Source organism: Paraburkholderia hospita, from assembly GCF_002902965.1.
Taxonomy (GTDB): Bacteria; Pseudomonadota; Gammaproteobacteria; order Burkholderiales; family Burkholderiaceae; genus Paraburkholderia; species Paraburkholderia hospita.
Genome location: NZ_CP026107.1, coordinates 282,610 through 300,806, shown reverse-complemented (window position 1 = coordinate 300,806; position 18,197 = coordinate 282,610). Strand labels below are relative to the sequence as shown.

Below are 18,197 nucleotides of genomic sequence, written 5' to 3'. Positions count from 1 at the left end.
TGATCACCGTGAGCCCCCGCGTATCTGCTGCGTGGGAGAAGGTCGACGGCCCTTGATAGACAAGTGCTCTCATTGCCGATATCTCCATCTGGCGCAACATGGCGTGTTTTATGGCGCCGCAGAGGTGGCTGCGCCAGTTTGTTTGAGTCGCAATGCCGCCCTTTCCTCCGACCAGTACCCCGCCTTGCCGTAGAACGCGTACAGCTGCGTTTCGAAATCGCGCTCTAGCGGAATCCTGTTGTCGTAGTCCGGGCTATCCTTGATGGCGTCGCGTGTCAGCTGTGTCGAAACAGTCGACTCGAGCCAGTCGATCAGGAAGATCCACTCAGTTGCCAGCAACACTTCCCTTGACGCCCACCAGCTTTGCGTATCGACGGTGAGATAGCGAATAGTCCAGGCCTCATCGTCGAAAACGAATCCCGACACGTACCCGATATCGCCATCGGCCGCCGCGACGTGGTAACCATCCACCGCGTCCGTGCTATGCAGATGGCTGTCGCCTGCCGGCTTGTCGCCGAACAACGCGAGTTGCGCGAGCGTCTCCGGTGACACAGCCGATAGCACCGCACGGCTGAACGCCGGATAGCTACCCGCGCCCCACACGTCTACGCCGCCCCAATACACGGGGTAACCGTAATAGCGGAGATACTCGGCTTCGTCTTGACGCGAGACGGGTTTGTCAGTGTCGACAGGAGGACTGTCGCTCACCTGCTGCCGCGTGAGATCGACGTGGACGCTCAACGCCCCCGGATCCATGCGGATGACCGAGTAAGGCGAAATCAGCACGCGCCGCCCGTCGATCCAGTCTCCCGTTTTGACAACCAGGTAGCGAATACCCCACGCATCGTGATCGAAATAGACCTCTTCGACACTGCCTATTTCGCCATCGCTCGCGGCCACCCTACATCCCTTCAGACTCTCGATACTTCGCAACATGATTCGATGCTCCTGCTACGTGTGGGACGGCATTAATGAATGCCTTCGCCATTCCGAACGAAGGATGAATATCCGCTGCGACGACATTGCTCGTTACAGCGTCTTGAGTCGGGTCACCTTCGTACCGTCCACCGTCGCGCCGGCCATCAAGCCGCCATTCGTCAGTACAAATGCGTTGATCTGGCCGGTTGCCGTGCCCGTGTCGACATTGCCGTTCGCGCCGACCTTCAATACCGCCACCGATGCATCAGCCCCCGCTGACCAACCTTCGCTGCTGCGAAACCGATCGAGTGCGTCCGCGGTCATGAACAGAAAGACGATCGCCTTCGATTGCGCGCCGGCTTGCAGGCCGACCGAAGCACTCGCGGTGCTGTAGTACCCCACCGATTTTCCACCGAGACGCAGTGCGCCTTCGCCATACTGTCCGCCCAATCCGATACCGGCATTGATAACCGTCGGAAACACGAGCAAACCATTCGACTTGCCGACCAGTTCGCGGGCGCCGGGAACCACGTTATCGAGCCGGGTGAGCGTAGAGTCGACGCCTGCGTCGATGGTACGGCGTTTGTCCTTCTGGTCGCCCATGGTGTCGGACCCGGCAGGCGTCGTCGTACAGCTGGATAGCGACAGGCTGACCGCGATCATCGATCCCGGCACACCCCAGAGAAATGTTCGTCGTTGCATACCCGTCTCCTTAGTTAACGGATGCGTCCGACGCTACGCGAGAGCCGGTGCCGAAGCGGTACGGCAGCGTACAGACACGCCGCTGCACACTCGATAAGCTCGAGCTTGACGGTGAAGTAACGGCTGGCCGCCCGGTGTAGTCGTGATAGCTCTACTCGTGATAGTTCTCATGGGATAAATCTAGAGCCCAACTTTCCGCTGCCAGTTCACCCAATCAGTTCACCCAATCGTGACGGACACGGCAAATCCAAAGGGAAAATATGACCTATTCAATGTGGGGCATTCTGACCGGAATGACGATGATGTTTGCCGTCTCGCTTTACAGGTATCAGCAAAGCCTGGCACGAAGGGCGAAAATCCGCTGGTTGAACGAACATCACATGATCGACAGATTGTGCGCGAAGCTCGGCTTGTAGCCACCGGCTCGCAACAGACCGGGACGGCCTCGTCAGATTGCCCCGCATCTGCAGAAGGAGCACCCGCGTTTCGCCATATTTTCCCCGGTTCCCTACGCGATCGTCTTGAGCGGCGCAGGCAACACGCCCGCTACATACGGGGGGAAGGCCGCTCGCGCAACACCGCACTGCGCAGGCGAGAACAGAGGTACAGTGCACCCATACCCGGCGTGCGCGCTGCTGCGGTGGAAGTCGGTACGGTGCCGGACGGATTCCACGACCGCCAGCGCGTAACATAAGGTGAAGGTGCACGCACTGAGTGCGGATCAAAACGGTCCCGGCCAGCGGCGCTGCAGTACAGCGCATTTTAAAGGCCTATGTCGGTGATGCCGCGACCCGTGCCGACGACGCGCTCGAACTCGCCTTGCAATTCGGCAAGGACATCGTCGATGGCGAGGTCCAGGCCGTTCCGATCTAACGCCACTAGGATCGATGTGTCACATCATCAGTTTGAAGACGATCTCGCTCACCTCGAACGCATAATCCCGCAACTCGCCGCTGACGGCCCGTTTGGACTCGCCTATTGGCGTGGCCGTATTGCGGCGCTGGAAGCAGTTCAGGCATCGCTTCCAAACGGTGCGCGGCGCGTGACGCGTCTACTGATTGCGTTCAAGCGGATCGAAAAACGATCCACTTGACAGTCACGGCATCCTCCGCTGGCATCGCACGGAACCTTCGTTGCTACAGCGCTCCCGCTCGCGGGCGCCACGGGACGCGCCAGCAGAAGCATCGCCATGATGAACCATCATGGTGGCCCGTAGTACCCGTTGCGTCGCGATTCGACTACTTTCGACTACTCCTTCCCACCACCGTTGATCCCGCTTCCACTTCGCCAAACCTGCTTTCCTCGTTCGGAGAGTTCACCGCAACTATGCTCCGCGTCGGCCTCAGTCCCATCTATCGCCATTTCGCCTCCAGCCTGTTCCTGCGCCTTTTGCTTCTGCTTGTGCCTCGCGGCCATGGCTTCATCGTGCGACCTGCCTGCGTAATCCTGGGTCATCTCGCCCACTCCTTCAAAAGAACATCTTTGCAATCCACCAATCCGCCAATCCGCCCAGCGGGTGTCATTTCTCAACCGACGGTTCCAGATGCTTGCGTAGCCTGTCCAATACATGATGCTCATCCAGCCAACGGATCTCCCGCTTCCGCATAACACTGCGCCTGTACCGCCACAGCGCCACGCCTAACATCAGCGCCACTACGGCAGCGATGCCCAACATCGCGTAGGTCATATCATCCTTTTCAATCCGTTCCCGATTGACACCAAGCGATGGAATACGCGGTAGAGACACTCGCGTGCCCCATCGCTTTCAAGAGCTGGATGTTGTGTCATTCAGTGCCTATGGCGCATCCAGTCCCGCATCGGATGCGTATCTAGCCAACGGGCAACCGGTTCGTTTTTGTGTTCCCGCCTGTATCGTCCCGCTAAAAATATCGCGACGAACATCACCACCGCGAGCCCCACTACAAAACTGATCATTGACTGACTCATGGCATCTCCTTTTAGGTCGGAACCATAGTTATATTTTAGGTGACCATAGAAATTTCATGAGACATCTTCATTCGCTGATCCATGGCTTTCGTGCCCGGCTTTCGCGCAGCTGGATACTGGAGCACAGACGCGACGCTACTCAGCGTGACCATGGAAAAACGACGTCAAACGTGTCGTCCGCTGACGGAGTCAATTCGACAAGAATCCCGAAGCCGCGACACGCGATCGTTCGGCGTATGGATGCCTCCGTCCGACGGGCCAGCCGTGCATGTCATCTGTTCACGAAACCGCGTTGGGAAACCGGTACGCAGGACAATTGTCCTTCGTACCGGGCCGCAAGTTCGTGTACGACAGCCAGCGTGATCAACGCGGAGCGCGTCATATGACGTTCTCTTGCTGCCAGATCGACTTGCTGCAGCAGACTGACCTGGATGCCAATGGCTTGCGACGCATGCGACTCCGACGCACTGCACGTCGCAGCCGGTATGCGTTGCTCGCTACCGTCATACATTGATTCGACGGCCTGCTTCGCATCGATCTTTAGTTCGTCCATCGACTTGCCATGCGCAACGGCACGAGGGGAATCGGGAAAATTGCCGCGAAAGCTGGTGTCGCCTTCGCGGTGTACATAAAGCGGATACTGCATGACATTCTCCACTCGAGCTTCGGACTGACTCGAACCCGATGCGTCAGAGCCCGCTCGCCTGAACCTTGCCGTCGACGATGTCCTTCCCGTATTGCATCGCGAGGTCGATGGCATCGCCCGCGGTGGTTGGACTTGCTGTAGCGAACAACGTCACATAGCGCCGGGCCTTGGCCTCGCTGGGCTGAATGGTGTCGATCCGCACGACGGATGAGAACTGACGCGGACCTTTGGCATACGGGTCACGATGCAGCGGGAATTCCTGATGCGAGTACGCACGTAGCTCGTACCCTCTGTATTCGATGGTGGGAATGGTCATGATGACGCGCTCCGTGAGTGGTGCTGACCGTCATTGAATTGTGTCTGTCCGGATGCGCAAAAAGGGGCGGCCAGAGGTACATCTGAACCAGTTCACAATGCGCTTAATGGCGGCGCAAAGCAAACTAAATCGTGCGGATGCAAAAATAGAGGCCGGCGACTCGCCAGCCTCCCATCGGACGGCGAGACCGTCCAGCGATCTGCTTATTCACGGCGTGGTTCTCGTGCTTGCATACGCAGGAACGCTGGGCCGACCGGACGGAAACGAGATCGGGACAGTGACGTCGATCGTGCCGCGTGAAATCAATTGCGGCATATCGCTCTCCGGCGTGAAGACGCTCACGCCGACCTACGGCTGGTCCAACAGGACGTCTGCATTCCTACTTTTTTCCATCCAGAATCATCGGAAGTCGCGGTTCTTTGAACAGGCAGGTCAATTTACTTCAGTTGATACTCGCCAATAACGGCGCAGGTAGCTGGTCGAATTTCCACGCTGTGAAAAATCATGTACGCACTATTTTTTCGAAACTCCGCGTTCTAGCGAAGGTAAGGAAATTTTTGTTCCTGGATACACACTGAGACGATGCAAAAAAGCTCTGAGCCGCGATTCCCAATTGACGGGCCTTCCAAACCGATCTGGTCAATGACACTGCTCGCCTAATGCATCGTATTCGAGAATTCGACTAATCAATGGCACGTTTAGTGACCCATGCTGGGATTCAAAACTTTTCGCTGTGCGCGGATCCTTCTGGGCGGCATCGAATTAATGCACATGATCGGCAAAGGACAGATGAAGTGTGCTCGAGGTTATCATCCGTCCGCTGCCGATCAATTCTATGAACTGGCAACGGAAGCAGTACTTTGTATATCGATTCGACTTTACTGCGCGAGCCTTACTGCGACAAAACCTCCGGCGCGCCGCTCATCGCCCCGCCGCGAGTGCTCCAGTTGCGGCACAAGCTGCCTCGGACGGTTCGCTGGACACCGCCTGCATCATCTGCCGCATCTCGATGGCGGCCGGAATCGACGCAAAGGTGCCGTGCCGCTCGACGGCCAGCGCAGCAGCCCGTTGCGCGCAGCCGATTGCCGGCAGCAACGGCGCAGCCTGCGAAAGCATCGCCGCCAGCACGCCGCAAAACACATCACCGGCACCCGACGTGTCGACCGCCACCACCGGCAACGCCGGCAGATGCACCGCCTGGTCGGCACGCACCAGCAATGCGCCGCGTGCGCCAAGGGTGACGACCACCCATTCAGGCCCCCGCGCCAGCAGCCAGCGCGCCGCTTGCTCGGGCTCGTCAATGCCGGAGATGTCTCGAATCTCGCCCTCGTTGGCGATCACCCCCGTGCAACGCTCGAGCGCCGACGTATCCGGCCAGCACCACGGCGCCGCGTTGACAATGACCACCGCGCCCCTTTCGCGTGCATGTTCGATCACACTGAGCGTGCAGTCGAGCGACAGATTGCCTTGCATCAGCAACGTATCGCCTGCGTCGATGTCAGCAATCTGCGCGACCACCTGCGGTGTATCGAGCGCACGCGTGCAGCCAGCGGCCGTCACGATGGAATTTTCGCCGCTGCGGCTGACGATGACGACCGACATGTCTGTCGCGACACCGCAGCTGACCATGCGCAACGCATGCATCTGTTCGGCTTCGAGCCGCTTGCGGATGCCCGCTCCCTCCGCATCGTTGCCGATGGCTGCGTGAAACACCACTGCCGCCCCTTTGCGATGCGCGGCCACCGCCTGGTTCAGACCCTTGCCGCCCGGCGCACGCTGCACGGCCACCGCCAGCAACGATTCGCCCGCGCGCGGCGCGCGCTCCACCAGAAAGGTAAGATCCGCCACCGCGTTGCCGACCACGAACAGCCGCTTCATAAGCGTGCCTTCACGGCTTCCTTCATGAACACGTCGACCCGCTCGCGGTCGACCGGATTCCACCACACGCCATCGCGTTTCAGAAAGCTGGCGATGATCACCGCATCGGCGACGGTAAACAGCTCGCCGACGTTCGACGGATTCACACCCGAGCCGATCATCACCGGCAGCGAGGTGCCCTTTGCAATAGCCTGCAGTTCATCCATCGTGGCGGAATCGCCGGTACGCTGACCGGTCACGATCGCGGCATCCGCATCGAAAAATTCGACGTCACGCGCGAGTTCAGCGAGCGAGCGGTCCGCCGTGATCGCGTGCGCGCCATGTTTAACGTGCACGTCCGCGACGATCTTGATGTTCTGCGCGCACAAACGGGCGCGATAGCGCGTGGCCAGTGCCGCCGGCCCTTCGATAAAGCCTTCGTTAGCCACGTAGGCATTGGCCCACTGGTTCACCCGCACGAACGACGCGCCGGCGGCTTTGGCCACAGCGAGCGCCTGGATGGCGCCGTTGGCCAGCACGTTAATGCCGATCGGCAGCCCGACTGCGCGCCGCACCGCGTCGGCAATCACGGCCATCGCCGCGGCGGTTTCGGGCCCGAGGTCCTCGGGTTTGGCGAACGGAATGTCGCCGTGGTTCTCGACGATGATGCCGTCCAGGCCGCCCTGTGCATAGGCTTTTGCTTCATTGACCGCATAGTCGACGAGCTCCGCGATCGGCTGGCCTTCATAGTGCGGCGCGCCGGGCAGCGGCAAACAGTGGATCACGCCGATCACTGCCTTACGTCTGCCGAACAGGCCTTCGATCGCGTTGGGTTTTTGCTTGAAAACGGGTTGTGTGCTCATTTGATCGTATCCGCAATAGTCGTCAGACTTCGTAACAGGCACTGTGAAAATCGATTTCCAGGGCGAGCACCTTCGCAAAGATCGCGCTGCTGCGCTCGAAATCGAACTGCTCCGCGCTCCAGCCGTTCACCTGTGCTTTCAGCCATTGCACCTGGGCATTGAACGTAGCTTCCGCGTGCAGTGCGACCCAGTCGCGTATGTAGCCGTTGTCGTGCGGCGTCCGGTTCGCGCGCGTGCACCAGGTGCCATACATCCATTCCGCCGTCAGCATCGCGACGATCACGTCCTCGTACCGGCCTTGCTGCGCGATTTCGAGCATGCCGGTATCGAATGCAGTGACACCGGCAGGCAGCCGCGCATCGCTGCGTGGCGCCGGCAACGCGAGCGCTGCGAAGGTACGATCGAAATATGGCACCTGCTCGGTGGACAATGCGTTCAGCACGCCGATCAGCCAGTGTTTCTGCGCGATCGCTGGCGCCTTGATCAGCGCATGGCCGAATATCCCGATGGCGGTTTCGACGAAGCGCCCTTCATAGGCCAAGTAACGGTTGAACGTGTCTGCCGGCAAACGGTTGCGCTCGATGTCGACCACAAACCGGTGCTCCTGCATGGCCTGCCACGGGCCGGCATTGGCCGCGAGCAGACGTTCCGTGTGAGTCGTTGAATGTTGCGTAGTCATCTAAAAGAAGCCCTCGCTATTTCTTTGACGATTTGTAGCGGCCGAACATCCGGGTGTTCAACCAGATCGCGCCGAGAATGATCACGCCGGTGATGATCTGCGTGAAGAACGGGGAGATGTGCATCAGAATCAGCCCGTTGCCGATCACCGCGATGGTTAGTGAGCCAAGGATCGTGCCGGTGATGGTGGCGCGGCCGCCCATCAGCGACGTGCCGCCCAGCACAACCGCCGCGATCACATCCAGCTCGAAGCCCACCGCCGCATTCGACGAGCCCGAGCCGAGCCGCGACGCGAGAATCAACCCGGCCGCCGCGGAGGCGAGACCGGTCAGCAGGAACACCGAACTCTTGATGCGCAGCGTCGGCATGCCGGCGCGCCGTGCAGCTTCGGCATTCGCGCCGACCGCTACCACGCGTCGGCCATAGCGACCGCGGTTCAGATACACGTAGCCGAGCACGCATACGATCACCGCGATCAATGCCGGCACCGGTACGTCGAACAGCATGCCGGTGCCGATGAAGTCGAAGCCCGTGCCCGATTCGATTGGCACTGAAAAGCCCTTGGTCGAATAGAGCGCAATGCCGCGCAGCGTCGACATGGTGGCCAGCGTCACGATGAAGGACGGTATGGCCTGGCTGGCCGAAATCCATCCTTGCAGCCAGCCGATAGCGCCGCCGAGCGCGAGGATCGCGAGCATCGCAGCAGGCCACGGCACGCCATGCTGGATCAGGATCGCGACCAGCGCGTTGGTCAGCGCGGCCATCGAGCCGACCGACAGATCAATGCCGCCGGTCGTGATGACGAAGGTCATCGCAATCGCCACCACCAGAATCGGCGCTAGCTGACGCAACACGTTTAGCGCATTGCCCGTGGTCAGAAACGTGTTGCTGCCGAGCGCAAACACCACGCAACATCCGACAAAAAAACCGGCAATCGACAGCACCTGCGCGTGATTGGCAAAGTAGTCGCGCGAGCGCGAGCCGAATTCGCGCTCGGTATAAGGCGTGGTGCTCATCCGTGTCTCCTTCCGACAATCAGCTGAACCAGTTCTTCCAGGCTGGTCTCGTCGAGCTGCCGCTCGGCAACCTTGGTGCCTTCGTACATCACGGCGATCCGGTCGCAGACCCGGAACAGATCCTGCAGCCGGTGCGTAATCAGCACGACGGCCACTCCCTGCGCCTTGACGCGATTGATCAGGTCGAGCACCGCATCGACTTCTGCGACGGCGAGCGCCGACGTGGGTTCGTCCATGATCAGCACGCGCGGCGAAAACGACGCGGCGCGCGCGATCGCGATCGACTGCCGTTGCCCGCCCGACAACTGCTCAACGGTGTTGCTCAGGTTCGGAATGCGAATCTTGAGCCGGTCGAGCAGCGTGCGCGCTTCGGCCAGCATGCGCTTGTGCTGCAGCATGCCGCCCTTGCACAGTTCGCGCCCGAGATACAGGTTGCCGACCACATCGACGGTGTCGCACAGGCTCAGATCCTGATAGACCATTTCGATGTGACGGGCCCGCGCGTCGGCCGGTCCAGTGAAGCGCACTTCGTTGCCTTCAATGTGAATCGTGCCGGCGTCGGGCAAATAGGTGCCTGCCATCACCTTGGTCAACGTCGATTTGCCGGCCGCGTTGTCGCCGATCAGGCCGACGCATTCGCCGGCGTAAAGATCGAGATCGATGCCGCGCAACGCGGGAAACGAGCCGAACGATTTGCGAATGCCCTTCATCGCGAGAATCGGCACGCGCGGCCTGGCGGCTGCGGCGGTCGGGGATGGCTTCATAGTGATGAGCGCCTGCATGGTCATTTCGCCGCAAAGAGGTTGCGATACGCGCCGACGTTCGCCTTCGTCACGTAGGTCACCGGCGTCATCACCACCTGCTGCACCGGCTTGCCGCTGTGCGCGTTATCGATCTGCGCGATCGCCGCGCGGCCCATCGCGGGGGGATCCTGCTGCAGCACGCCGAGCACCACGCCGCGGTCGATGCCGCGAATCACTTCCGGCGCGAGGTCCCAGCCGATCACCTTCACCTTGTCGGCGCGCCCTTGCGCCTGCACCGCGGCGATCGCACCCAGCATGGCCGGCTCGCCGGTCGCGTAGATGGCGTCGAGGTCGGGGTTGGCGGTCAGCAGGTTTTCGGCTGCCGAAAGCGCGATATCCTGAGTGTTCTGGCCGTCGACCACACCGGCCACCGTCACCTTTCCGCTCGCCGCGATCACGTCCTGGAAGATCTTCTGGCGCGTGTTCTGGATCACCGAACTCAGCGCGCCAACGATGCCGATATGCGCGCTGCCTTGCGGGTTCTTTGCGACGTAGTCCAGGTAGCGCGCCGCCAGCTCCTTCGAGCCGACCGTATTGTCCACGGCGACCTGCGCCTTCTGCGGGCCCGGCGGCAGCACAGCGTCGAGTCCCACCACCGGAATCCCCGCGGCAGTTGCGTTGCGGATCGCACCGCGCACCGCGTTCACGTCGATCGCATCGACCACGATACCGTCCACTTTCTGCTGTACGTAGTCGTCGATCGCGTTGACCTGCGCTGAAGACACGTCATTGGCGTTGAACACGACTAGCTTGACGCCGCGCTTCTTCGCCTCCTCCTCGGCGCCGGCGCGCATCTGGTTGAAGAAAGCCGCCTGCTGGTTGATCACGATCAGCGCGTAAGTCGGCGTGCCGGCTGCAGGCGCAGGCGCGCTAAAGCCCGCGAGGCCCATTAGCGCAACGGAACAGCTAAACGCAAAACGTAGTGCCTTGTTCATAACTCCTCCAGAGTACGGGCAGCAATCAGACGGATGCCGGCGGAGCCACGGAAGCCCGTTTCACGAGCTCCACCGGAAGACGGACTTCGGTTTCTGCGGGGTCGCCGTGCGATGCGGCGAGCATCAGTTCCACGGCACGCGCGCCCAGCTCCGCGATCGGTTGGCGGATCGCGGTCAACGGCGGATCGAACAGATGCAAAGGGCCTGCGTCGTCGAACACGATCAGCGACAGACGTTCGGGCACCGCCACGCCGGCGCGATGCAGCGCGTCGAGCAGGCCGATCATGATTTCGCCGCTCGATACGAATACGGCGGTCGGCGGTCGCCCGAGACTCAACAGCGCGCGCGCCGCGTCCTCGCCGTGCGCGGCGGCATAAGCCCCGTACATTTCGAACGTGACTTCGGCGTCCGCCTGCGCGGCCGCATCGCGCAAGCCGGCAAAGCGGTCGCGCGTGCTCGCAAGTTCCGACGGGCCGCCGATGAATGCAATGCGCCGATGGCCGTGTTCGACGAAGTGCTCGCCGGCCAGCCAGCCGCCGCGATAGTTGTCGTACAGCACCTTCGCGCTGTGCACGCCCGGAATGTCTTCGTCGATCAGCACGAGGCCGCGCGTGTCGTTCAGCGCCTGGACCAGTTCGGGGGTGTGGTAATGCGCGCTGACGAACAGCAGGCCGCTCACCTGGTTGCGCCGCATCCGCGCCACGTGCTGCAATTCGCGGCTCGCATTGTTCGACGTCGCGTTCAGCAGCACGCCTAAGCCCTTCGCTTCGGCTGCCTCCTCGACGGCGGCAGCGAGCAGCGCGAAGAACGGGTTGGCGATGGTCGGTATGACGAGGCCGATCGTGTCCGAACGCCCGCGCCCGAGACTGCGCGCATGTGGGTTCGGCACGTAGCCGAGCTGGCGGATCGCCGTGTCGACGCGTTGCGCGGTGTCGGGCGGCAGCACGAGGTCCGCGTTCAGGTAGCGCGACACGGTGGTCATCGAAACGCCCGCTGTGCGTGCCACGTCCTTCAAACCCGGTATGAAACGGCGTTGCGTCACGCGTACCTCACAGGAAAATTCATCAGATGGCTGGTTGCTGCGCTTCGGACTTGTAAAGCGCTTTACTTGATTGAATGCAACCATATTTCGATTGTCAAGCGCCTTGCCAAAATTTTTCCGCATGCGAAATGCAGCCTGACCTGCTCAGTGATTCGTGTGGAAAATACCTATAAACAAGCACCAAAATGGTGTTCAGGTGTTCACCGTGTGTGCTCATACATTTCCAACCGTCTTTTTTTGATTTCGTTGACAGCCAGGCTTGAATCGACATAATTTCTAGTAAAGCGCTTTACTTTGATGCGCGTTAATTAACTTTGGCCCACCTGCCAGGACTGCCCGGCGGCAACATGGGCACACGCGAGGCACACGATGACAGTGTCCGAATCTACCCGGCTCCAGCCGACCGTCGGCGTCGACAGCGGCTACGTGATGACCGTCCTGGGACGGGTGCCCGTCAGCGAGATGGGCATCACGCTGATGCACGAGCACATCCTGATCGATGCGTCGAACAAATGGGTGCCGCCCGCATGTTGCGCGGCAGGCCATATCGGCGAACAGAAAGTCCACATCGGGATACTCGGCGCGTTGCGCATGAATCCGCTAATGAACCGCGACAACTGCCGGCTTGTCGACGTCGATCTTGCCGTCGAAGAGTTGCTTAAATTTCGCGAGCTGGGCGGCGCGACCGTGGTCGACCCGACCAATATCGGGATCGGGCGCGACCCGGCGGCACTGCAGCAGATCGCGCGCCGCACCGGCCTGCATATTGTGATGTCGACGGGCTTTTACCTCGAACCCTCGCATCCGGCCTATGTACGGGAGCGTTCAGTCGAAGAACTCGCCGAACTGTTGATGTTCGAGGTGGGCGCGCTCGAACGCAAACCGGAGGTGGCCGCCGGCCTGATCGGCGAAATCGGCGTGTCCGCGGCATTTACCGCCGAGGAAGAAAAGTCGCTGCGCGCCGCCGCGCGCGCGAGCGCCGCGACCCGCGTGCCGTTGTCGGTGCATCTTCCGGGCTGGGTGCGGCATGGTCACCGGGTGCTCGACATTGTCGAAGCGGAAGGCGCCGATGTGCAGCACACGGTGCTGTGTCATATGAATCCAAGCCTCTACGACGTCGCTTACCAGCACTCGCTGGCACAGCGCGGCGCGTGGCTCGAATACGACATGATCGGCATGGACTACTACTACGCGGACGAACAGGCACAGTCGCCTTCGGATGAGGAAAACGCGCGGGCGATTCGCGCGCTGATCGACGCCGGTTATGTGGACCGCGTGCTGCTTTCGCAGGACGTATTTCTGAAGATGATGCTCACCCGCTACGGCGGCTTTGGTTACGGGTACATTCTCGAGCACTTCGTGCCGCGCCTGAAACGGCATGGCGTGACCGACGCGCAGATCGAAACGCTGCTGGCGGCCAATCCAGCGCGCGTGTTCTGGAGCCGCGCGAACGCCAGCTAACGATCACCCTACGCAAGGAAATCACATGAAGAAGAAAGTGCTGCTCGCCGGCGAATCGTGGACCTCCACCGCCACCCATGCCAAGGGCTTCGACCAATTCGCGTCGATCACGCATCACAGCGGCGCGGATGCGTTTCTGAAACTGTTCGAGCATGGCGATTATGCGGTCACCCATATGCCGAGCCACGAAGCGCAAACGCACTTTCCTGCGACGCTAATCGACCTCAACGCGTGGGACGCGATCATCCTTTCCGACATCGGTGCAAATACCTTGCTGCTGCACCCCGACACCTGGATCAGAAGCGTACGCACGCCGAACCGGCTCAAGCTCTTGCGCGATTACGTCAGCGGCGGCGGCGGGCTGATGATGATCGGCGGGTATCTGAGTTTTCAGGGCATCAACGGTAGCGCCCGCTTTCGCAATACGCCCGTGGAAGACGTGCTTCCGGTGCGCTGCCTGCCATACGACGATCGCGTAGAGGTGCCTGAAGGTTTCACGCCGCATGTGGCCGCCGCGCATCCGGTAGTCGAAGGTCTGGGCACAGACTGGCCTCATCTGCTCGGCTATAACGAAGTCGAATTGAAGCCCGATGCGCAACTGATCGCGACAGTACCCGGCACCGGGCATCCGCTGCTTGTCGCCGGACACTTCGGCGCGGGCCGCACGCTCGCATGGACTAGCGACATGTCGGTGCACTGGCTCCCGCCCGAGTTTTCGGCATGGCCGGGCTACGAGCGGCTATGGCGCAATTGCCTGAACTGGTTGACGCAACCGGCCAGCCGATAACTTGCGCAACCGCTACCGCGTTGCGCGCCATTGATTGATCACGTGGTTCATGCTTGCGACGATACGCTACACAACACGACGTCACCGTCGCGGCGGGCTAGCGCACGCTACGCTCATGACGCGACTTCGAACCCGCTGTCAGCGCCCATCACGCTCAGAAATCGACTCGTCAAAGGATGCCTCGGATGCGTGAGCACATCGTGCGCAGGTCCCTCTTCGACGACCATGCCGCCGCTCATAAAGACGACGCGATCGGCAACCTGATCGGCGAAACGCAATTGATGGGTGGAGATGATCATGGTCAGGCCGTCTTCGATCGCGAGCCGCTGGATCACGTCTAACACCTCGCCGACGAGCTCCGGGTCGAGGGCGGACGTCGGTTCATCGAGCAGCAGTACGCGGGGATTGGGAGCCAGCGCACGGGCGATCGCAACACGCTGTTGCTGCCCGCCAGAAAGATGGCGCGGCAATGCGTGGGCGCGATGACCGAGGCCGACGCGTTCAAGCAGCTCATGTGCGCGGCGCTCCGCGTCGGCGGGCCCCATGCCATGCACCCACCGCAAAGGCCCCGCGATGTTCTCGCACGCGCTCAGGTGACTGAACAGATTGAACTGCTGAAACACCATGCCGACGCCGATGCTCGCGCGCTCGTTCGCGATGTCGTGCTGCGTCATTGGCCGGCCGTCGGCGCGAAAGCCAACGCGCCTTCCGTCAATGCGAATTTCGCCCGCGTCCCAGTGTTCGAGGTGGTTGATGCAACGGAGCAGCGTGCTCTTGCCTGAGCCGCTCGGCCCGAGCACCACGACGACTTCACCGAAGCGAACAGTCAGGTCGAATCCATCAAGCACTGGCTGCTTGCCGTACTGTTTGCGCAGGGCGCTCACCTTCACCGCTGCGCCCTGCCGAGCAAGTTCCGCGTAGCGCTTTGCATGATCTGCCCGGCTGTACGCCGGTCTGCGTGTGGGCGGATCGCTCTCGCGAAGCGGGTCGGCAGTGAACGGCTCGGGCCGAGGCGCCGCTCGCGCGCCTGGCGCTGCCTCCTCCGTCACGGCGGCACGGCGCCACGGCAACAACCGCGCGAAACCCCCGGACGCGGGACGATCGAGATCGAGCGCGGCTTCCGCGATCAACTGGATCACGGCAACCGCCCCTGTCAAAATCAGGTACATCAGCCCGGATGCGAAGAAGATCGAGAAGAAGTCGAACGTCGATGACGCGAGCTGCGTGCTGCGCAACGTCAGCTCATCGACGGCGATCACCGAGGCCAGCGATGAGTTCTTCAACGCGCTGACCGATTCGTTGCCAAGCGCCGGCACGATTGCGCGGATTGCCTGCGGTGCGATCACGCGGCGCATCAGGACGGACGGCGTCATGCCAAGCGCCTGTCCTGCGAGCAGTTGGCCGCGTTCGACGCCGAGCACGCCAGCCCGCAGGATCTCGGCGATGAACGGTCCCTCGTTTGCTGCGAGCGCGAGACCGGCGGCGCCTATTGCGCTCAGCTTCAGCCCGATATGTGGCAACGCGTCATACGCGAACACGAGTTGCAGGATGAGCGGCGTACCGCGGAAGATCACCGTGTAGCCGCGCGCGAGCGCCGCTAACGGGCCGACCCTGCTTAGTTGCATCGCCACGAGCACCAGCCCTACGACGACACCGCCCGCGAGCCCGAGGGCCGTCACCGCGATCGTGAAGCCGATGCCGCGCAGCAGATACGGCATGCCGAGATAATGCAGAAACAGTTCCATCAGTTCGACACGATCAGTTTGGGTGTTTCGAGATTTTCAGCGCCAAGCGACCACTTCTTCAGCAGCTCAGCCTCGATGCCCGCCTTCTGGATCGCGACGAGCGCCGCCATCACGGCCGCGCGAAATTCAGGCTTGTCCTTCGGTACGCCGATGCCGACCGAGTACGGCAGCGTCACCGCGCTCGCCTTCTCGAGTTTGTCCGGATACGCCTTCACCGCCTGGTCCACCGTGTTCACGTCGTTGATGTACGTATCGGCTCGGCCCGACAGGATCGCCTGAATGCAGTTCGCGTTGTTGTCGTACAGTTGTATCGCGGCCTCCTGCCTGTTGGCCGCCTTGCAGGCCGGAGCGAGATTCTGGATCAGCGGCACTTCGACATAGCCGGTATTTTCCGCTGCAGTGGTACCGCACATGGTCGGGTTGATGCCCGTGATCTTCTTCGGATTACCCTTTGCGACGAGGACGCCGTCGAACACCTTCGAGTAGGTGATAAAGTCCGCCGCCTTCGCGCGCTCTTCAGTCGCATAGATGTCGGAGATCACGATGTCAGCCTGACCGCTTTGCAGCGTCGTCAATAGCGCGGCGAACGTCACCGGCTTGTACGTCATCGTGAAGCCGAGGCAGTTGCCGATCGTCTCGCCGAGGTCGATATCGAAGCCGATGTATTTGCTCGGGTCGCTCGGATCCAGCGCTTCATAACCAGGTGTGTGCGGATTGATCGCGTTGACAAGTGACTTTCCCTTGAATTGCGGATACCTGGCTTGAAGCGCCTTGCACTCGGTGGGCGTAGCCGGTGCGGCAGCCTTTGCGTGACCCGATATCAACAGTGCCAGCAAACAGACGGCGCCGATGACGAACTCATGCCAGCGACGAAAGGCAACACCTTTGTCGAGCAAGCTATGTCCGTGTTCGATGAGATTGGTATGCATCCGGAAGACTCCCTCAGCGGCAGATGTCAATGGCCTACCCCATGTAAGCCTTGTTGCATCGCATCAGCGCAAGCGTAGGTGGAGGAAATTTCGCGGACTTGTCCCGGTGCGCACAAATCCTTGTACGGGGATGAAGGGGAATTCTGACTACCGGGGCGATGGCGGATCGCGCGGCATTATTAGAACGAGGACGTGGGGCATCCGGAAATTGACCGGATGCGTTTCGGCTTGGACATGACAAGACCCTCGTAAGCTGAGTGACACGGAAACGGATTCGTCCACACACAAGCTTTTGTACGCAGTCAACCAAGTCTGTCTATTCTGTCGCCCGTACGATCGGTCATCAGTCGCGTCGATCAATTGGACACTCTTACGGAGCTTTAGAAAGCATGCTTTACGACTTGCCTGCCATTCAGAAAAATGTTCATTGGGGATATTTCGATGCGGCGCTAGCGCCCGCGTTGATTGTCGAGAGCGGCGACTTTATTCGCGCCGAAGCGATCACGCATCATGCAGGCGACGCGCCCGACCTCATGATGGATGACAAGGTGCGTGCGCTCTACGACACGATTCCCGAGTCCGATCGCGCGCCCGGCGTGCATCTGATGACGGGCCCGATCTTCGTGAACGACGCCAGGCCCGGCGATCTGCTCGAAGTGCGCTATCTGCAAATGACCCCGCGCTTCAACTATGGCTCGAATCTCGCGGCGCACTGGGGCCATCTGTTCACCGATTTCGAGAAAGAGCGCGTCACGATCTACGAACTCGATCAGGCTTCAAACACGGCTCACGCGCTCTATGCGTATGACTATCCCGGTAAATATCTCGTGCCGGGCAAGCGTTCGGAGATTCGCGACTGCTGCCGCGAACTCGCGCTCGATGGCGTTCGCGTGCCCGTGCGCCCTCATCTGGGCACAGCAGGCGTCGCGCCCGATGTGGCGGGCCGTGTGAGCACCGTGCCGCCGGGCGCGCATGGCGGCAATATCGATAACTGGCGCATCGGCGCGGGTTCAACCATGTATTACCCGGTCGCCGTGGACGGCGGGTTGTTCTCGATTGGCGACCCGCATGTATCGCAAGGCGATGGCGAGATCAGCGGCACCGCGATCGAGGCATCGCTCAATGTCATGTTCCAGATCGTGCTGCGGCGCGACTTCGCATTTCCCTCGCCGCTGCTAGAAACGCCGGACTTCTGGATCGTTCATGGCTTCGATGAAGATCTCAACATCGCGACGAAAAACGCTTCACGCGATATGTTGTTGTTGCTCACCGAGCAGCAAGGCCTCTCGCGTGACGACGCGTATTCGCTGATGAGCGTCGCCGCGGATTTCTCCGTGACCCAGGTCGTCGATGGCCGTCAGGGCATTCACTGCAAGATCCCCCGCAGCATTTTTCCTCCTAAGAAAAAGCCTCGCGTGTGAGTAGTGCGTGCGCGCGCGGTAACGGTGCATCCACGCACCGTTACCGCGCGCTGCGGCGCTAGCGGCGTCATTATCAATGGCACGGACATTGCCTTTGAATCATTCGACTGACGTTCGTCAGGGTCCGGGAG

General features: G+C 61.0%; 19 protein-coding genes and 1 pseudogene. 6 read left to right on the top strand and 14 right to left on the bottom strand.

From position 1 onward, the window contains the following. Nucleotides 1–108 precede the first annotated feature (108 nt). Together C2L64_RS34550 and C2L64_RS34545 are read right to left on the bottom strand one after the other, a co-directional pair. Entirely contained in the window at nucleotides 109–936 is an 828-nt protein-coding gene (locus C2L64_RS34550; RefSeq protein WP_039900825.1) for a PRC-barrel domain-containing protein, read from the bottom strand. Between the two features lie 93 nt (nucleotides 937–1,029). Continuing rightward, a complete protein-coding gene (locus C2L64_RS34545) occupies nucleotides 1,030–1,620 on the bottom strand; it encodes a BPSL1445 family SYLF domain-containing lipoprotein (RefSeq protein ID WP_007584508.1) in 591 nt (196 codons plus the stop codon). 714 nt (nucleotides 1,621–2,334) lie between these two features. On the opposite strand from C2L64_RS34545, the gene C2L64_RS53545 reads away from it, so the two are divergent. Further along, a complete protein-coding gene (locus C2L64_RS53545; protein WP_158660551.1) occupies nucleotides 2,335–2,493 on the top strand; it encodes a hypothetical protein in 159 nt (52 codons plus the stop codon). 375 nt (nucleotides 2,494–2,868) lie between these two features. On the opposite strand, the gene C2L64_RS55150 is transcribed toward C2L64_RS53545, so the two are convergent. The 3 genes from C2L64_RS55150 to C2L64_RS34525 all read right to left on the bottom strand — a co-directional run bounded on the left by C2L64_RS55150 (nucleotide 2,869) and on the right by C2L64_RS34525 (nucleotide 4,529). Continuing rightward, nucleotides 2,869–3,075: a hypothetical protein gene (locus C2L64_RS55150; RefSeq protein ID WP_007584503.1), complete on the bottom strand. Its 207-nt coding sequence runs from the start codon at nucleotides 3,073–3,075 to the stop codon at nucleotides 2,869–2,871. A gap of 763 nt (nucleotides 3,076–3,838) precedes the next feature. Next, nucleotides 3,839–4,213: a type II toxin-antitoxin system HicB family antitoxin gene (locus C2L64_RS34530; protein WP_007584498.1), complete on the bottom strand. Its 375-nt coding sequence runs from the start codon at nucleotides 4,211–4,213 to the stop codon at nucleotides 3,839–3,841. 43 nt (nucleotides 4,214–4,256) lie between these two features. Then, on the bottom strand, nucleotides 4,257–4,529 hold the full coding sequence (locus C2L64_RS34525; RefSeq protein ID WP_007584497.1) for a hypothetical protein: 273 nt from the start codon (nucleotides 4,527–4,529) through the stop codon (nucleotides 4,257–4,259). A 106-nt stretch (nucleotides 4,530–4,635) separates the two neighbouring features. On the opposite strand from C2L64_RS34525, the gene C2L64_RS34520 reads away from it, so the two are divergent. Beyond that, the gene (locus C2L64_RS34520; protein ID WP_131542633.1) at nucleotides 4,636–4,992 is read left to right on the top strand and encodes a hypothetical protein; all 357 of its coding nucleotides are present in this window, start codon (nucleotides 4,636–4,638) and stop codon (nucleotides 4,990–4,992) included. A 242-nt stretch (nucleotides 4,993–5,234) separates the two neighbouring features. Further along, nucleotides 5,235–5,375 (top strand): annotated as a pseudogene (locus tag C2L64_RS54585) (IS6 family transposase); the annotation flags it as partial. A 75-nt stretch (nucleotides 5,376–5,450) separates the two neighbouring features. Here C2L64_RS54585 and C2L64_RS34510 read toward each other — a convergent pair. From C2L64_RS34510 to C2L64_RS34480, 7 genes are all read right to left on the bottom strand, one after another. Further along, nucleotides 5,451–6,407 (bottom strand): ribokinase, encoded by a 957-nt coding sequence (locus C2L64_RS34510; protein ID WP_090835134.1) that lies wholly within the window; start codon nucleotides 6,405–6,407, stop codon nucleotides 5,451–5,453. Further along, nucleotides 6,404–7,180, bottom strand: a complete 777-nt coding sequence (locus tag C2L64_RS34505; protein ID WP_238554651.1) for a BtpA/SgcQ family protein — start codon at nucleotides 7,178–7,180, stop codon at nucleotides 6,404–6,406. Before C2L64_RS34505 ends, C2L64_RS34510 begins: the two co-directional genes overlap by 4 nt. A gap of 91 nt (nucleotides 7,181–7,271) precedes the next feature. Beyond that, nucleotides 7,272–7,928 carry a TenA family protein gene (locus C2L64_RS34500; RefSeq protein WP_007584494.1) on the bottom strand — a complete coding sequence of 219 codons (657 nt, stop codon included), beginning with the start codon at nucleotides 7,926–7,928 and terminating at the stop codon, nucleotides 7,272–7,274. A gap of 16 nt (nucleotides 7,929–7,944) precedes the next feature. Further along, the gene (locus C2L64_RS34495; RefSeq protein ID WP_007584491.1) at nucleotides 7,945–8,943 is read right to left on the bottom strand and encodes an ABC transporter permease; all 999 of its coding nucleotides are present in this window, start codon (nucleotides 8,941–8,943) and stop codon (nucleotides 7,945–7,947) included. After that, nucleotides 8,940–9,707: an ATP-binding cassette domain-containing protein gene (locus tag C2L64_RS34490; RefSeq protein ID WP_236674335.1), complete on the bottom strand. Its 768-nt coding sequence runs from the start codon at nucleotides 9,705–9,707 to the stop codon at nucleotides 8,940–8,942. Before C2L64_RS34490 ends, C2L64_RS34495 begins: the two co-directional genes overlap by 4 nt. Before the next feature lie 20 nt (nucleotides 9,708–9,727). Then, nucleotides 9,728–10,636, bottom strand: coding sequence for a substrate-binding domain-containing protein (locus tag C2L64_RS34485; RefSeq protein ID WP_242684242.1), 909 nt, complete (start codon nucleotides 10,634–10,636; stop codon nucleotides 9,728–9,730). A gap of 70 nt (nucleotides 10,637–10,706) precedes the next feature. Then, nucleotides 10,707–11,723 (bottom strand): LacI family DNA-binding transcriptional regulator, encoded by a 1,017-nt coding sequence (locus tag C2L64_RS34480; protein WP_007738342.1) that lies wholly within the window; start codon nucleotides 11,721–11,723, stop codon nucleotides 10,707–10,709. A gap of 369 nt (nucleotides 11,724–12,092) precedes the next feature. On the opposite strand from C2L64_RS34480, the gene C2L64_RS34475 reads away from it, so the two are divergent. Further along, a complete protein-coding gene (locus C2L64_RS34475; RefSeq protein ID WP_007584487.1) occupies nucleotides 12,093–13,184 on the top strand; it encodes a phosphotriesterase family protein in 1,092 nt (363 codons plus the stop codon). Between the two features lie 25 nt (nucleotides 13,185–13,209). Beyond that, complete coding sequence (locus tag C2L64_RS34470) at nucleotides 13,210–13,971, top strand: glutamine amidotransferase (protein WP_007584485.1); 762 nt, start codon at nucleotides 13,210–13,212, stop codon at nucleotides 13,969–13,971. 113 nt (nucleotides 13,972–14,084) lie between these two features. On the opposite strand, the gene C2L64_RS34465 is transcribed toward C2L64_RS34470, so the two are convergent. Together C2L64_RS34465 and C2L64_RS34460 are read right to left on the bottom strand one after the other, a co-directional pair. After that, the gene (locus tag C2L64_RS34465) at nucleotides 14,085–15,716 is read right to left on the bottom strand and encodes an amino acid ABC transporter permease/ATP-binding protein (protein ID WP_007584483.1); all 1,632 of its coding nucleotides are present in this window, start codon (nucleotides 15,714–15,716) and stop codon (nucleotides 14,085–14,087) included. Beyond that, the gene (locus tag C2L64_RS34460; protein WP_007584481.1) at nucleotides 15,716–16,645 is read right to left on the bottom strand and encodes an ABC transporter substrate-binding protein; all 930 of its coding nucleotides are present in this window, start codon (nucleotides 16,643–16,645) and stop codon (nucleotides 15,716–15,718) included. Before C2L64_RS34460 ends, C2L64_RS34465 begins: the two co-directional genes overlap by 1 nt. 389 nt (nucleotides 16,646–17,034) lie before the next feature. On the opposite strand from C2L64_RS34460, the gene C2L64_RS34455 reads away from it, so the two are divergent. Next, nucleotides 17,035–18,066, top strand: coding sequence for an acetamidase/formamidase family protein (locus C2L64_RS34455; RefSeq protein ID WP_007584476.1), 1,032 nt, complete (start codon nucleotides 17,035–17,037; stop codon nucleotides 18,064–18,066). The last annotated feature ends 131 nt before the right edge of the window (nucleotides 18,067–18,197 follow it).